Origin of the sequence: Marinobacter sp. 3-2, assembly GCF_003751355.1 — a bacterium.
GTDB lineage: Bacteria > Pseudomonadota > Gammaproteobacteria > Pseudomonadales > Oleiphilaceae > Marinobacter > Marinobacter adhaerens.
Genome location: NZ_RJUQ01000011.1, coordinates 948,390 through 963,021 on the forward strand (window position 1 = coordinate 948,390; position 14,632 = coordinate 963,021).

At 58.0% G+C, this 14,632-nt stretch carries 14 protein-coding genes; 8 read left to right on the top strand and 6 right to left on the bottom strand.

Translation table 11 applies throughout. The annotated features are described in order from the left end of the window. The first annotated feature begins 80 nt into the window (after window positions 1–80). Both EDB94_RS06275 and EDB94_RS06280 read left to right on the top strand, forming a co-directional pair. Complete coding sequence (locus tag EDB94_RS06275) at window positions 81–257, top strand: DUF6435 family protein (protein ID WP_108017796.1); 177 nt, start codon at window positions 81–83, stop codon at window positions 255–257. A gap of 69 nt (window positions 258–326) precedes the next feature. Then, window positions 327–1,109 carry an ABC transporter substrate-binding protein gene (locus tag EDB94_RS06280; protein WP_108017797.1) on the top strand — a complete coding sequence of 261 codons (783 nt, stop codon included), beginning with the start codon at window positions 327–329 and terminating at the stop codon, window positions 1,107–1,109. On the opposite strand, the gene EDB94_RS06285 is transcribed toward EDB94_RS06280, so the two are convergent. The 6 genes from EDB94_RS06285 to tkt form a co-directional block, all read right to left on the bottom strand. Then, window positions 1,094–1,450, bottom strand: coding sequence for a chaperone modulator CbpM (locus EDB94_RS06285; protein ID WP_108017798.1), 357 nt, complete (start codon window positions 1,448–1,450; stop codon window positions 1,094–1,096). The genes EDB94_RS06280 and EDB94_RS06285 overlap by 16 nt on opposite strands. Before the next feature lie 13 nt (window positions 1,451–1,463). After that, complete coding sequence (locus EDB94_RS06290; protein ID WP_108017799.1) at window positions 1,464–2,435, bottom strand: DnaJ C-terminal domain-containing protein; 972 nt, start codon at window positions 2,433–2,435, stop codon at window positions 1,464–1,466. 154 nt (window positions 2,436–2,589) lie between these two features. Continuing rightward, complete coding sequence (gene fba, locus EDB94_RS06295) at window positions 2,590–3,654, bottom strand: class II fructose-bisphosphate aldolase (protein WP_008175283.1); 1,065 nt, start codon at window positions 3,652–3,654, stop codon at window positions 2,590–2,592. Between the two features lie 54 nt (window positions 3,655–3,708). Further along, window positions 3,709–4,869, bottom strand: coding sequence for a phosphoglycerate kinase (locus EDB94_RS06300; protein ID WP_108017800.1), 1,161 nt, complete (start codon window positions 4,867–4,869; stop codon window positions 3,709–3,711). A gap of 29 nt (window positions 4,870–4,898) precedes the next feature. Next, on the bottom strand, window positions 4,899–5,930 hold the full coding sequence (gap, locus tag EDB94_RS06305; protein WP_108017801.1) for a type I glyceraldehyde-3-phosphate dehydrogenase: 1,032 nt from the start codon (window positions 5,928–5,930) through the stop codon (window positions 4,899–4,901). Then, a complete protein-coding gene (gene tkt / locus EDB94_RS06310; protein WP_108017802.1) occupies window positions 5,930–7,930 on the bottom strand; it encodes a transketolase in 2,001 nt (666 codons plus the stop codon). The genes gap and tkt overlap by 1 nt, the downstream gene beginning before the upstream one ends. A gap of 244 nt (window positions 7,931–8,174) precedes the next feature. Between tkt and EDB94_RS06315 the strand changes: the two genes are divergently transcribed. The 6 genes from EDB94_RS06315 (at window position 8,175) to EDB94_RS06340 (ending at window position 14,625) form a co-directional block, all read left to right on the top strand. Continuing rightward, window positions 8,175–9,167 (top strand): metalloregulator ArsR/SmtB family transcription factor, encoded by a 993-nt coding sequence (locus tag EDB94_RS06315; protein WP_227499645.1) that lies wholly within the window; start codon window positions 8,175–8,177, stop codon window positions 9,165–9,167. A gap of 149 nt (window positions 9,168–9,316) precedes the next feature. Next, on the top strand, window positions 9,317–10,507 hold the full coding sequence (gene metK / locus EDB94_RS06320; RefSeq protein ID WP_062781245.1) for a methionine adenosyltransferase: 1,191 nt from the start codon (window positions 9,317–9,319) through the stop codon (window positions 10,505–10,507). A 68-nt stretch (window positions 10,508–10,575) separates the two neighbouring features. Continuing rightward, the gene (gene ahcY / locus EDB94_RS06325) at window positions 10,576–11,970 is read left to right on the top strand and encodes an adenosylhomocysteinase (protein ID WP_108017803.1); all 1,395 of its coding nucleotides are present in this window, start codon (window positions 10,576–10,578) and stop codon (window positions 11,968–11,970) included. Between the two features lie 12 nt (window positions 11,971–11,982). Further along, window positions 11,983–12,852 (top strand): methylenetetrahydrofolate reductase [NAD(P)H], encoded by an 870-nt coding sequence (metF, locus tag EDB94_RS06330; RefSeq protein ID WP_014578167.1) that lies wholly within the window; start codon window positions 11,983–11,985, stop codon window positions 12,850–12,852. Between the two features lie 251 nt (window positions 12,853–13,103). After that, a complete protein-coding gene (locus EDB94_RS06335; protein ID WP_008175305.1) occupies window positions 13,104–13,862 on the top strand; it encodes a transporter substrate-binding domain-containing protein in 759 nt (252 codons plus the stop codon). A gap of 91 nt (window positions 13,863–13,953) precedes the next feature. Then, complete coding sequence (locus EDB94_RS06340) at window positions 13,954–14,625, top strand: amino acid ABC transporter permease (protein WP_014578168.1); 672 nt, start codon at window positions 13,954–13,956, stop codon at window positions 14,623–14,625. Window positions 14,626–14,632: the final 7 nt, after the last annotated feature.

Here is a 14,632-nt window from a genome sequence, read left to right on the forward strand (position 1 = left end):
TTTGATCATGAAAATTTTGTGAACTTTATGGGGTGGAAAACGTAAATCTTTGAACGTTCAGCCAAAACAGGTTTATTACCATGCTGGGATTTTTGAAAGGCGATCCGAAGAAAAAGCTGCAGAAACAATACGAGGCGAAACTTGCCAAAGCACTGGACGCACAGCGCAACGGCGACCTGCGGACCCATGGAACCCTCATGGAGGAGGCCGAGAAAATCTATGCCGAGATACAACAGCTTTCTTCACAGGAAAAATAACAGCGGCACAGAAGCCCACCAGGTTCTACAATTTGTCATCGGAAGCGCAACTGGCAAATTGGCATAAGCATGAAAGTTCTCCCGGGTGTCTTTACAGGGTTCCTGTTAACGTTTTCAGCCCTGATGTTTTTCGCCCAGTCCGCTTCGGCGGAGCGGCGCGCGCAGCTCAGGTTCTGCGAAGATCCCTGGGCCCCCTACACACTGGGAGAGATTGACTCTGTGCCCGAGGGCGGTATTGCCGTCGAGTTATTCAAGGAACTCGGAGAAAGGCTGGACGTCGACTTTCAGCTAAAGCTGTTACCGTGGAAACGTTGTCTCTTGTGGGCAGAAACCGGCGACTACGACGGCGTCATGCTTCTGACCCGGAACGATGAGCGGGCAGCCTACCTAACGTTTACCGATTCTGTTCATGAAGACAAAAACCTGGTCTGGCACCAGGCAAACAGGCGTTTCGATCACAGCTTTGAAAACTTTGCCGACTTCAAGGGTGTTCGTATCGGTGTAACAGCCGGGTTCAACTACGGTGAAAGGTTCAACCAAGCCGTTGATGAATTCGATCTTGTGGTTGAAGAGGCGCCGAACATATTGAGCAACCTCCGGCGCCTCGACCTGGGACGTGTAGACGTATTCCTGGTCAACAAACCTGCAGCCGAATTTTCGATGGTTGAATTCCCCGATTTGCGACAGCGGCTTACTTACGCAGATGGCCCTTTCGAAGCCCTGCCGTTTTATATAGGGCTGTCCAAGGCATCACCCGTGATCTTCGAGCTGGAACGTTTCAACCAGGCCATCGCCCACATGCGCGATGAAGGCACCCTCGAAAGGATTTTCAGCGCTCAGCCAGTGCCCTGATCCGGAGACAGCTGGGCCAGCCGCTGTTCCAGGCGCGCGACCTTCCTGCGCATGGTTTCAACTTCATCCAGCAGTTCCAGCGACATGGCCAGCCCCGGCAGATTCATTTTCAGATCCCTTTGCAGTCTCTGGGCCTTGCGCAGCCGGCTGAGGGCCGCTATGTCGAACTGCCAATGAACGGTCTCGGGCAAATCTTCTAACGGGGCGATGATGCCGAAATTGACCAGTTTGATAACGAACTCTGCGTGGCACTCGCCACGTTCGCAGATTTCACGCAGGGTGAAGGTGCTGCCACTCTGGTCAAGTACCTCTACCGTCAGCACATGATCTTTCTTGCTCATACCTTACTCCCGCTCACACGTGAAGCTTGCTGCGTGGATTGAATTGCTTCTCGGCCTCGGCCAGCTGCTCGTAGAGCTTTTCGGCCTCGGGGCTGTGTTTCTCGGGCATGGCGATCTGCAGGATGACAATCTGATCGCCCGGATGCTTGCCCGGGAAACCCTTACCCTTGAGGCGCAGCTTCCGTCCACTGGTGGAGCCCTTCGGCACCTTCACATTCACCTTTGAGCCAATCGTTGGCACGGTCACCGTTGCTCCCAGAGCCGCTTCCCAGGGGGCGATCGGAACCGTGACCAATACGTCCCGGCCCTCCACCGTGAAATGCGGATGGGGTGCCAGCTCCACTTCAATGAACAGATCGCCTGGTTCTCCGCCACCAACGCCCGGCGCCCCCTGGCCTTTGAGGCGAATATGCTGGCCCTCGCGCATGCCTGCGGGAATCTTCACTTTCAGGGCCTTTTGCCGCGGCATCACCCGGCCATGCTCATCGGCCTCATGTACCGCAAAAGAAACCTGCTTTTCACAGCCGTGAAACGCTTCTTCGAGGAACAGGGCGAGCCTCGCATGCACATCCTCACCGCGCATTCTCATGTTCTGGCGGAAACCGCCACCACCGTAGCCCCCGGAGAAACCGCCCTGGCGACCACCTCCGAATATCTCCTCGAAGAAGTCGCTGAACTGGCGCGCGTCGGCATCGGTATAACCTCCGCCACCGAATCCGGCACCGCTTTGCCAGCCCGGAGGCGGCTCGAAAGAACCATCCGCCCTGGCGCCGTATTTACGCAGCTGGTCGTACTCCGCGCGCTTCTCGGGATCTTTCAGTACTTCGTAGGCTTCACCCACTTCCTTGAATTTGGTGTCGGCGTCCTCTTCCTTACTGACATCCGGATGGTATTTCCGTGCCAGCTTTCGGTAGGCTTTTTTTATCTCCTCGGCGGAGGCAGACTCACTCACACCGAGTACGGCGTAATAGTCTTTGAAGTCCATCAGGATCCTCACCACTGGTTATTCTGCTGGGCGTATGCCCGCTTACTAACCACTATATTTGATGAGATTGGGGAAATTACAAGGGGAAGGTCGTTCGTACTTGAGGTGGGTCAGGCATTTGGGGCGGAGATCCGCCCCAAATGAATAACAGAACTTACTTAACTTTCGGATCCAGCTCACCGGAGGCGTAACGCTCGAACATGCGCTCAAGGTTCACCGGCTTGATCTTGCTGGCGTTGCCGGCACAACCGAAGGCTTCGTAGCGTGCGATGCACACGTCGGTCATGGCCTTCATGGTTTCCTTGAGGAATTTGCGCGGGTCGAACTCGGCCGGGTTTTCAGCCAGGAAGCGACGAACGGCACCAGTGCTGGCAAGACGCAGGTCGGTATCAATGTTGACCTTGCGCACGCCGTGCTTGATGCCCTCTACGATTTCTTCGACCGGCACACCATAGGTTTCCGGAATCTCGCCACCGTATTCGTTGATGATCTTCAGCCACTCCTGGGGTACGGAGCTGGAGCCGTGCATAACCAGGTGGGTGTCCGGGATGCGGGCGTGGATGGCTTTTATCTGGTCGATGGCCAGGATGTCGCCTGTGGGCGGACGGGTAAACTTGTAGGCGCCGTGGCTGGTGCCGATGGCGATGGCCAGGGCATCAACGTGGGTTTTCTTGACGAAGTCCGCCGCTTCTTCCGGGTCGGTCAGCATCTGGCTGTGATCCAGGGTACCTTCCGCACCGATGCCGTCTTCTTCACCGGCCTGGCCGGTTTCGAGAGAACCCAGACAACCCAGCTCGCCTTCCACGGAGACACCACAGGCATGGGCCATTTCAACGGTGCGACGGGTAACGTCGACGTTGTATTCGTAGTCGGTGGGGGTTTTACCGTCTTCACCGAGGGAGCCGTCCATCATCACGGAGCTGAAGCCCAGCTGGATGGAGCGCTGGCACACGGAGGGACTGGTGCCATGGTCCTGGTGCATGACCACCGGGATGTGCGGGAATTCTTCGATGGCTGCCAGGATCAGATGGCGCAGAAATGGCGCACCGGCGTACTTACGGGCACCGGCGGAGGCCTGGACAATCACCGGCGAATCGGTTTTGTCCGCGGCTTCCATGATGGCGCGCATCTGTTCCAGGTTGTTGACGTTAAAGGCTGGCACACCGTAACCATGCTCGGCGGCGTGATCCAGCATTTGCCGCATCGAAATCAGGGCCATGGGTCGTCTCCTTCATTTGGACTTTGGGGATAGTTAGATTCTTTCAGTAACTCGTTACGCGCCGCGTTCTTCCAGCACCGCTACTGCCGGGAGCGTCTTGCCTTCTACGAATTCCAGGAAGGCGCCACCACCGGTGGAGATATACGAGATTTTGTCAGCAACGCCGTACTTGTCAACGGCGGCGACGGTATCACCACCGCCGGCGAGGGAGAAGGCGTCGCTATCGGCGATGGCCTGAGCAAGTGCTTTGGTGCCGTTGCCGAACTGGGCGAATTCAAAAACGCCAACCGGGCCGTTCCAGAGGATGGTTTTGGCGTTTTTCAGCAGTTCAGCGAATTCGCCCGCGGTCTCCGGGCCCACGTCGAGAATCATGTCGTCCTCGGTGACGTCGGAGATGTTCTTGACCGTTGCGGTGGCGGTTTCGGCAAACTCGCTGGCGACCACCACGTCGACCGGCAGCGGGATTTTGACGCGGCTGGCGATGTCTTTGGCGGTGTCGATCAGGTCGTGCTCGCACAAGGACTTGCCCACCGGGTGACCGGCCGCTGCCAGGAAGGTGTTGGCGATGCCGCCGCCCACGATGATGGAGTCGCAAACCTTCTCAAGGGCGTTGAGCACGTCCAGTTTGGTGGAGACCTTGGAGCCGCCAACGATGGCCACCACGGGTTTGGCCGGGTTATCCAGGGCTTTGCCCAGGGCTTCGAGTTCGGCCGCCAGCAACGGGCCTGCGCAGGCTTCGGGGGCAAACCTGGCCACGCCGTGGGTGGAGGCCTGGGCGCGATGGGCGGTGCCGAAGGCGTCCATCACGTAAACATCGCACAGAGCCGCGTACTTCTTCGCGAGGTCTTCGTTGTCTTTCTTTTCGCCCTTGTTGAAGCGCACGTTCTCAAACAGGACAACTTCGCCATCGGCCACTTCAACGCCATCCAGGTAGTCCTTGATCAGGCGAACTTCCTGGCCCAGCACCTTGGTCAGGTGGTCGGCGACCGGCTTCATGGAGGAGGCTTCGTCGTACACGCCTTCTTCCGGACGGCCCAGATGGGACATCAGCATGACTTTGGCGCCCGCGTCTTTAGCCGCTTTGATGGTGGGCAGTGACGCGCGAATGCGTGCGTCGCTGGAGACTTTGCCGTCCTTGACCGGCACGTTCAGGTCTTCGCGGATCAGCACTCGCTTGCCGGCGAGGTTAAGGTCGGTCATTCTCTTGATGGCCATAACGTTCGTCCCTTCAACAAAATTTCAGATTAAGAATGTTTGGTTAACCAGCTTTTGCTGACATCGAGCATCCGGTTCGCGAACCCCCACTCATTATCGAACCAACACAGCACTTTCACCATGGTGCCCCCGGTGACCCGGGTCTGGCCGCCATCCACCACGCCGGAATGGGCGTCGTGGTTGAAGTCGGAGCTGGCCAGCAGTTCGTCGGTATAGCCGAGTATGCTCTTTAACGGGCCGTAAGCGGCCTCTTTTAACAGCCTGTTCACCGCTGCCACGTCGGTGGCTTTGCCCACATTCACCACCATGTCGATGGCGGAGACATTCATGGTCGGAACCCGCATGGCGACCGAACTGAACTTGCCTTCCATGCTCGGCAACAACCGCTCAATACCTTTCGCAAGACCGGTTTCCACCGGAACGATGTTGTGCAGGGCGCTGCGGGTTCGTCGCAAATCCTGGTGGTGGTAGGCATCGATAACCGGCTGGTCATTCATGGCCGCGTGAATCGTGGTGGTACTGCCCTGCTGCACACCAAAGGCGTCGTCCAGTACCTTGATCACAGGCACCAGGCAGTTGGTGGTGCAGGAAGCGGCTGCAACGATCACATCTTCCGGTGTGAGATCGGCGTGGTTGACCCCGTAGACAACGGTGCGGTCCACATCGGACTCGGCCGGCTGCGAGAAAAGCAGGCGGCTGGCCCCGGAATCGATGTGCTTCTCGGCCGTAGCACGATCCGAGAAGGCGCCGGAACATTCCAGCACCAGATCGACATCAAGCAGGCGCCAGGGCAGCTCTGCCGGGTCAGCGTGACTCAATACGCGGATGGCATCGCCATTGACCATCAGGTCCTGACCCGAAACCGAAATGTCACCCTGGAAACGCCCGTGGGTGGAATCGTATCGGGTCAGGTGGGCAATGGTGTCGATATCCGACAATTCGTTGATCGCGACCACCTGCAGGTGGTCGCGGAAGCCGTTTTCATAAAGCGCACGCAACACGCACTGGCCGATTCGGCCGTACCCGTTGATGGCGACACGAAAAGGCGCAGAGTCCGTCATCAGGCGTCCAGAAGCTCAGCAGCCACTTCCAGAACATTGTCGACGGTGAAGCCGAATTCCTTGAACAGCTCACCGGCCGGCGCGGACTCACCGAAGGTGGTCATGCCGATGATGCGACCGTCCAGGCCAACGTACTTGTACCAGTAATCGGCAATGCCGGCTTCAATGGCGATGCGGTTGGTGACATCCAGCGGCAGGACCTGCTGCTTGTACTCGGCGCTCTGGGCATCGAACACGTCCGTGGACGGCATGGAAACCACGCGCACGTTCTTGCCCTGATCACGAAGCTGGCCAGCCGCATCCTGCGCCAGGCCGACTTCGGAGCCGGTGGCAATCAGGATCAGGTCCGGCGTGCCTTCGCTGTCTGACAGGATATAGGCGCCCTTGGCTACGTCCGCCAACTGTTGGGCATCGCGCGGCTGTGCCGGCAACCCCTGACGGGAGAAGACCATGGCGGTCGGGCCATCGGTGCGCTCAAGAGCTGCTTTCCAGGCCACTGCGGATTCAACAGTATCCGCCGGACGCCACATGCTCATGTTGGGCGTGGTACGCAGGCTCGCCATCTGCTCGATCGGCTGGTGTGTCGGGCCGTCTTCGCCCAGGCCGATGGAGTCGTGGGTGAACACGAAGATGGAACGCTGCTTCATCAGCGCAGCCATGCGCACGGCGTTGCGGCAATATTCCATGAAGATCAGGAAGGTTGCGCCGTAGGGTACGAAACCACCGTGCAGGGCAATCCCGTTCATGATGGCGGCCATGCCGAATTCACGAACGCCGTAGTAGATGTAGTTACCGCTGGCGTCTTCCTTGGTCAGCCCCTTGGAGCCAGACCAGATCGTCAGATTGGAGCCGGCCAGGTCGGCAGAGCCGCCCATCAGTTCCGGCAGCAGCGGGCCGTAGGCGTTCAGAGTGTTCTGGGACGCCTTGCGGGAAGCCACAGTCTCGGCCTTGTCCTGGCACTCCTGGATGTATGCCTGGGCCTTCTCGGCAAAGTCGGCAGGCAGGTCGCCAGCCATGCGGCGCTTGAACTCAGCCGCCAGTTCCGGCTCCGCCTTTTCGTAGGCGGCAAACTTCTGCTCCCACTCGAACTGGGCAGCAGCACCTTTTTCACGGGCATTCCAGGCACTGGCAATGTCGGCCGGGATTTCGAACGGGCCATGCTGCCAGCCCAACTGCTCGCGGGTCAGGGTGATTTCGTCGTCACCCAGGGGGGCACCGTGACAGCTTTCCTTGCCCTGTTTGTTCGGGGAACCGAAGCCGATGATGGTCTTGCAGCAGATCAGCGTGGGCTGCTCGGTGTTGGCGCGAGCGGCTTCGATTGCGGCGCGAATAGCGTCGGCGTCGTGGCCGTCGACTGCGGGAATCACCTGCCAGCCGTAGGACTCGAAACGCTGCGGGGTGTTATCAGTAAACCAGCCGTCAACTTCGCCATCGATGGAGATGCCGTTGTCGTCGTAGAAGAACACAAGCTTGCCGAGGCCCAGGGTGCCTGCCAGGGATGCCACTTCGTGGGAGATACCCTCCATGAGGCAGCCGTCGCCGAGGAACGCATAGGTGTAGTGATCAACAATCTCGTGGCCCGGACGGTTGAACTGCGCTGCCAGGGACTTCTCGGCAATGGCGAAACCAACGGCGTTGGCAATGCCTTGGCCGAGGGGGCCGGTGGTGGTTTCAATGCCCGGGGTGTAGCCATATTCGGGATGGCCCGGCGTCTTTGAGTGCAGCTGACGGAAATTCTTGATGTCGTCGATGGAAACGTCGTAACCGCTCAGGTGCAGCAGGGAATACTGCAGCATGGAGCCGTGACCGTTGGACAACACGAAGCGGTCCCGGTTGGCCCACTGAGGGTTGGCCGGGTTGTGGCTCAGGTAATCGTTCCACAGTACCTCGGCGATATCCGCCATACCCATGGGCGCACCCGGGTGGCCGGACTTGGCTTTCTGAACCGCATCCATGCTCAGCGCGCGAATGGCGTTGGCGAGATCTTTACGAGACGGCATTGACGTTTCTCCAGTGTTTTGCAGGAAAAGAATTCGTAGTGATTAAAGGGCGATCAAAATGAGGCGCGTATTTTCGCCGATTAGTGTGTGCCGGGGCAAATCGGCATGTGCCTGTTTCACGATTGTTTGCCTGTGGATTTCCGAAAGGTCTGATTTCAAAGAACGATAAATCTATATCAAAATTTTTTGATATGCCTATTGATTGACCACCCGAAGCCCCCTACACTTCGTTTCCATGACATCCATGAACACACACGCCGATAACCTGTCCTCCGTGGACGCACTGGCCCCGATCTTCAAAGCAGGCGGGGATCCGTTGCGCCTGGAGATTCTGCGTGTGTTGAGACGGGATACGTTCGGAGTTCTGGAGCTGAGCCAGTTGTTTGATATGCGCCAGTCCGGCATGAGTCACCATCTGAAGGTAATGAACAAGGCTGGTCTGCTTGAGCCCCAGCGTGAAGGCAATGCGATTTTCTATCGTCGCCCACTGCACCTGGACAGCGACAAGCCAACCGACCAGACCATCCGGCAGATATTTGAAGCGGTAGACCGGGTGCCACTGCCACCACATCTGCAGGAGCGCATTGAGGCCATCCGCACACAGCGCGCAGACCAGTCCCAGGCTTTCTTCGCCCGGCATGCGGAGCAGTTCCGCGAGCAGCAGGAACTGATCGCCGCTTTTGATCTTTACGCAGAGCCGGTCGCGGAAATGATCCGAAAACGGTCCCGCAAGCATCAATGGCAGGCCGCACTGGAAATCGGCCCCGGCGAGGGTGCCTTCCTGCCGGTTCTGGCAGAGCTTTGTGGGCATGTGGTTGCCCTGGATAACAGCCGGGACATGCTGGCCAAGGCCACCCGCACCTGCATTGACGAACGGCTGAACAACATCGACCTGATAGAAGGTGTTACCGACACCCTGCTGGCAAGGGGCGACGCCTTCGACCTGGTCGTTGCGAATATGGTTCTGCATCACGTGCCCAGCCCCGCTGACATCTTCCTCGATGCCGCGGCGTTGATGAACAACGGCGGCTGCTTCGTAATCAGCGACCTGTGCAGTCACGACCAGGACTGGGCAAAAGCAAACTGCGGTGATCTCTGGCTCGGGTTTGAGCCGGAAGAGCTTACCACCTGGGCCGCGGACGCCGGCCTGGTTGCCGGAGAACAGCTGTTTATCGGCTTGCGGAACGGGTTCCAGATCCAGGTCCGGGAATTCTGGAAACACAGCGGTCAGATTTGACGACCTGGATCGCAATATCAACAAATTTTGATATACGAATACGTAGTTTTACGTATCCTCACACAGACCAACAAACCGGATACCGGAAAGCGCTTTAAGAAAACCGCTTACCGGCCTGAATTTGAATCGCTCACAGAGGAGCATGCGCTATGGCTGACTACAACATCTTCACTTCCGAATCGGTCTCTGAAGGCCATCCGGACAAACTGGCAGACCAGATCTCTGATGCCGTGCTGGACGCCATCCTGACCGACGACCCCCATGCCCGCGTTGCCTGCGAGACCATGGTAAAAACCGGTGTGGCCATCGTTGGCGGTGAGATCACCACCAGCGCCTGGGTGGATCTGGAAGACCTGGTGCGCGGTGTCATCAAGGACATTGGCTACACCTCCTCGAAAGTGGGCTACGACGGCGACACCTGCGGCATCATCAACATTATCGGCAAGCAGTCCGTCGATATCGCCCAGGGCGTTGATCGCCAGAAGCCTGAAGACCAGGGTGCCGGCGATCAGGGCCTGATGTTCGGCTATGCCAGCAACGAAACCGACGTACTCATGCCGGCGCCGATCACTTTCTCTCACCGTCTGGTGCAGCGCCAGGCCGAGGCCCGCAAAAGCGGCCTGCTGCCGTGGCTGCGCCCGGACGCCAAGAGCCAGGTGACCTGCCGCTACGAAAACGGCCGAGTTGCCGGTATCGACGCGGTAGTTCTGTCCACCCAGCACGATGAGGACGTGACCCAGGAAGACCTGAAAGAAGCGGTGATGGAACTGATCGTCAAGCACGCCTTGCCGCCTGAGCTCCTGCACAAGGACACCCAGTTCCACATCAACCCGACTGGCAAGTTCGTGATCGGTGGCCCCGTTGGTGACTGTGGCCTGACCGGCCGCAAGATCATTGTCGACACCTACGGCGGAATGGCACGCCACGGTGGCGGTGCGTTCTCGGGCAAGGATCCGTCCAAAGTTGACCGCTCTGCCGCTTACGCCGGCCGTTACGTAGCCAAGAACATCGTCGCCGCCGGCCTGGCCGACAAGTGCGAGATCCAGGTGTCCTACGCCATCGGCGTGGCCCAACCGACGTCGATCTCCCTGAACACATTCGGAACCGGCAAGATCAGCGACGACAAGATCATTGAGCTGGTACGCCAGAACTTCGATCTGCGCCCGTATGCGATTACCAACATGCTTGACCTGCTGCATCCGATGTATCGGGCAACGGCCGCCTACGGCCACTTCGGTCGCGACCCCTATGAAATGACGGTCGGCGGCAAAACCTTTACCGCCTTCCCGTGGGAAAAGACCGATCGCGCCGCGGCCCTGAAGGATGCTGCTGGTATCTAAACCGATTTCGGGCGTATGTCATCAGGCATACGCCCAAGCCAAACTGATTGAACTGACAGGAGAACACCATGAGCACTCCCGCAGAAAAGCTGAACAGCTTTGACGATTACAAAGTTCGCGATATTTCCCTGGCCGGCTGGGGCCGCAAGGAAATCAAGATCGCTGAAGGCGAAATGCCGGCCCTGATGAAACTCCGCGAGAAGTACAAAGCCGAGCAGCCGCTGAAAGGCGCGAATGTGATGGGCTGTATCCACATGACCATCCAGACCGCCGTGCTGATCGAGACGCTGATCGAACTGGGTGCGAACGTGCGCTGGTCCTCGTGCAACATCTTCTCTACCCAGGACCAGGCCGCGGCCGCCATCGCTGCGCAGGGCATTCCCGTGTTTGCCTGGAAAGGCGAAACCGACGAAGAGTACGACTGGTGCCTGGAGCGTACGGTCGGAGCCGATGTAGACGGCTGGGAACCGAACATGATTCTGGACGACGGCGGCGATCTGACCGCCCTGCTCCATGAGAAGTACCCGGAAATCCTGGCTAACTGCCACGGCGTGACCGAAGAAACCACCACCGGTGTTCATCGTCTGCAGGAAATGCTGCGCGAGGGCACTCTGAAGGTACCGGCCATCAACGTGAATGACGCGGTCACCAAGGCCAAGAACGACAACAAATACGGTTGTCGCCACAGCCTGAACGACGCCATCAAGCGCGCTACCGACCACCTGATGGCAGGCAAGAAAGCCCTGGTGATCGGATATGGTGATGTCGGCAAGGGCTCTGCTGCTTCGCTGCGTCAGGAAGGCATGATTGTAAAAGTGACCGAGGCCGACCCGATTTGCGCAATGCAAGCCTGCATGGATGGATTCGAAGTCGTGTCTCCGTACATTGACGGCGTGAACACCGGTACCGAATCTGCCGTGAACCGCGACCTGCTGCAGAACACCGATCTGCTGGTCACCACCACCGGCAACATGAACGTGTGCGACGCGCACATGCTCAAAGCCCTGAAAAGCGGTGCCGTGGTGTGCAACATCGGTCACTTCGACAACGAGATCGATACCGCCTACATGCGCAAGAACTGGGAATGGGACGAGGTGAAGCCGCAGGTGCACGTTGTGTACCGTGACAAGGCCACCAACGACCACCTGATCCTGCTGTCCGAAGGCCGCCTGGTAAATCTGGGCAACGCCACCGGTCACCCGTCACGGATCATGGATGGCTCCTTTGCCAACCAGGTTCTGGCCCAGATGTACCTGTTCGAGCGCAAGTTCGCCGATCTGCCGGAAGATGCCCGCGAGAAAGGGGTATACGTTCAGGTTCTGCCCAAGCACCTGGACGAGGAAGTGGCTCGGGCCATGGTGGAAGGCTTTGGTGGCGTGATCACCAAGATGACGCCGGAGCAGGCCAAATACATCGGTGTACCGGTCGAAGGCCCGTACAAGCCAGAAAGCTACAAGTACTGATCGGGTAAACAGATGCAATCCCAGAAACAGTTCAAGCGCCGTTTCAGCTTTGAGTTTTTCCCGCCCAAGACCGACCAGGGCAAGGAAAAGCTGCAGAACGTGCGCAACCAGCTGGCCGAGGTGAACCCTGACTTTTTCTCGGTTACCTTCGGCGCCGGTGGTTCCACCCGGGACCGTACCATCGAGACCGTGCTCAATCTGCATAGCCAGGGCATTTCCACGGCACCTCACCTTTCCTGCGTCGGGGGCACCCGCCAGGAAATCGGCGAGCTGCTGGATCTGTACCGGGAGCACGGAATCAACCGGATTGTCGCCCTGCGGGGCGACATGCCATCCGGTATGGGAGCCGCCGGTGAGCTGCGCTATGCCAACGAGCTGGTGGAGTTTATCCGCGAGCACAGCGGCGATACCTTTAACCTGGAAGTAGCCGCGTACCCTGAGTTTCATCCCCAGGCCCGCAACGCCGAGGAAGATCTGAAGAACTTTGCGCGCAAGGTTCAGGCCGGTGCGAATAGCGCCATCACCCAGTACTTCTTTAATGCAGACAGCTACTTCTACTTCATCGACCGGCTGGAGAAAATGGGCGTTACCATTCCGGTGGTACCGGGCATCATGCCCATCGTCAATTTCTCCAACCTGGTTCGTTTCTCCGACATGTGCGGCGCGGAAATTCCTCGCTGGATTCGCAAACAGCTTGAAGCCTATGGCGACGACAGCGATTCCATCCGCAAGTTCGGTGAGGAAGTGGTTACTGAGATGTGCGAGAAGCTCCTGGCGGCAGGCGCGCCAGGCTTGCATTTCTACACCCTGAATCAGGTAGAGCCCAGCATCAGCATCTGGAAGAATCTGGGCATCAGTGAGCGGGAGAAGATTGCGTTTTAAGGCATCGCGCTATCCGCTCTCCACGAAATAAAAAGGGGCAGATGAACACTTTCATCTGCCCCTTTTTTATTCCCCGTCCGGCGGGACCTCCCCGCCAAGCATTTGATTTCCTGTGCACATCTGCGTAATAGTCTAAAGTGTATGTGATGCAGTTCCATCAACGCTCCCCGGAGATCGCCGTCAACAGCAGTGATTGGTCCGGCTTGCCTTACCGGGCAAATGGAGCCTCATAAGAAAGAAAAGGAGAATGTATGAGCACGAAGTGGCTGAAGACCGTAAGCGCCAGCCTGGCACTGACCGTTGCCGCAGGAACCGTGAGCGCAGAAACCCTGCGCGTCGTCACTGACCCGAGTTTCGTTCCGTTTGAAATGATGGACCAGGAAACCGGTGAGATGATCGGTTTCGATATGGAGATCATCCGCGAGGTAGCCGACCGTGCAGGTTTCGAAATTGACCTCAACACCATGGATTTCAACGGCATCATCCCGGCCCTGCAAACCGGCAACGTCGACATTGCCATTGCCGGCATCACGATTACTGAAGAGCGTGAAGAAATCGTCGATTTCTCCGACCCGTACTACGACTCGGGTCTGCGAATCCTCGTTCGCGAGGGTAATGACGACGTTAGTGAATTCGACGACCTCGAAGGCAAGAAAATCGGCACCAAGATTGGTAGCACCAGTTATGACTACCTGGTCAAGAACCTTGACGCCGATGACGGTGTAACCCCCTACCCGGGCAGCTCTGATATGTACATGGCGCTGATGTCCCGTGCCATTGACGCAGTGTTCTACGATGCGCCAAACGTTGGCTACTTTGCCCGCACCAAAGGTGAAGGCAAGGTGACAACCGTCGGCCCGCTGTACGAAGGCCAGCAGTATGGTATCGCCCTCAAGAGTGGCAGTGAGTGGGTTGATGATGTAAACGAAGCCCTTGCCGCAATGAAGGAAGATGGTACTTACAAAACCATCTACGAAAAATGGTTTGGCCCCATGCCCGAGGGCATGTAAGGGCTCCCGGACCCCAGAGGTCTGATTCCCTTTGCCGGGGCTTCACTGCCCCGGCACTTCGTGACTCCAAAACTCTGCGGAGACTCTCACTGTGGAATTCCAGTTTCAGTTCGACTGGCAGGCAGCCATCGACTCCATCCCTTTTCTGATAAAAGGGATCCCCTACACCCTGCTGATTTCCTTCGGCGGTCTTCTGATCGGTTTTGCTCTGGGCATTTTCTTTGGCCTGCTGAGCATCAACAAGAAGTGGTTCCTGCGGTGGCCGGCAACCGCCTACATCGAAATCTTTCGTGGCACACCGATCCTGGTTCAGGTCCTCTTTATCTTCTACGGCCTGCCCGACCTGATTGGCGGTCCCATTGATCCCTTGACGGCCGGCATCGCGGCCATCGCTCTGAACTCCGGCGCCTACATATCCGAGGTGGTCCGCGGTGGTGTTCAGTCCATCGATAAAGGCCAGACCGAGGCCGGCCTCTCTCTGGGGCTATCCCGTACCCAGACCTTCTGGTCTGTCGTGTGGCCTCAGGCGTTCCGCCGGATGATTCCGCCGCTGGGCAACCAGGCTATCGTCAGCATCAAGGATACATCCCTGTTCTCGGTGATTGGCGTGGGCGAACTGGTACGCCAGGGCCAGATCTATATTGCCAACACCTTTACCGCGTTCGAGGTGTATTTTGTGGTCGCGATCCTATACCTGGCCATTACCCTGTCCCTGTCCATCATTCTCCGCTTCGTTGAGCGGCGCGGACTGGCTTCTGTCTGAAGGAACG

Excerpts from the sequence above, each read along its gene's own strand:
- EDB94_RS06275 (WP_108017796.1), top strand. The coding sequence starts at position 81 with ATGCTGGGATTTTTGAAAGGCGATCCGAAGAAAAAGCTGCAGAAACAA.
- EDB94_RS06280 (WP_108017797.1), top strand. The coding sequence starts at position 327 with ATGAAAGTTCTCCCGGGTGTCTTTACAGGGTTCCTGTTAACGTTTTCA.
- EDB94_RS06285 (WP_108017798.1), bottom strand. The coding sequence starts at position 1,450 with ATGAGCAAGAAAGATCATGTGCTGACGGTAGAGGTACTTGACCAGAGT.
- EDB94_RS06290 (WP_108017799.1), bottom strand. The coding sequence starts at position 2,435 with ATGGACTTCAAAGACTATTACGCCGTACTCGGTGTGAGTGAGTCTGCC.
- fba (WP_008175283.1), bottom strand. The coding sequence starts at position 3,654 with ATGGCCCTGATTTCGATGCGGCAAATGCTGGATCACGCCGCCGAGCAT.
- EDB94_RS06300 (WP_108017800.1), bottom strand. The coding sequence starts at position 4,869 with ATGGCCATCAAGAGAATGACCGACCTTAACCTCGCCGGCAAGCGAGTG.
- gap (WP_108017801.1), bottom strand. The coding sequence starts at position 5,930 with ATGACGGACTCTGCGCCTTTTCGTGTCGCCATCAACGGGTACGGCCGA.
- tkt (WP_108017802.1), bottom strand. The coding sequence starts at position 7,930 with ATGCCGTCTCGTAAAGATCTCGCCAACGCCATTCGCGCGCTGAGCATG.
- EDB94_RS06315 (WP_227499645.1), top strand. The coding sequence starts at position 8,175 with ATGAACACACACGCCGATAACCTGTCCTCCGTGGACGCACTGGCCCCG.
- metK (WP_062781245.1), top strand. The coding sequence starts at position 9,317 with ATGGCTGACTACAACATCTTCACTTCCGAATCGGTCTCTGAAGGCCAT.
- ahcY (WP_108017803.1), top strand. The coding sequence starts at position 10,576 with ATGAGCACTCCCGCAGAAAAGCTGAACAGCTTTGACGATTACAAAGTT.
- metF (WP_014578167.1), top strand. The coding sequence starts at position 11,983 with ATGCAATCCCAGAAACAGTTCAAGCGCCGTTTCAGCTTTGAGTTTTTC.
- EDB94_RS06335 (WP_008175305.1), top strand. The coding sequence starts at position 13,104 with ATGAGCACGAAGTGGCTGAAGACCGTAAGCGCCAGCCTGGCACTGACC.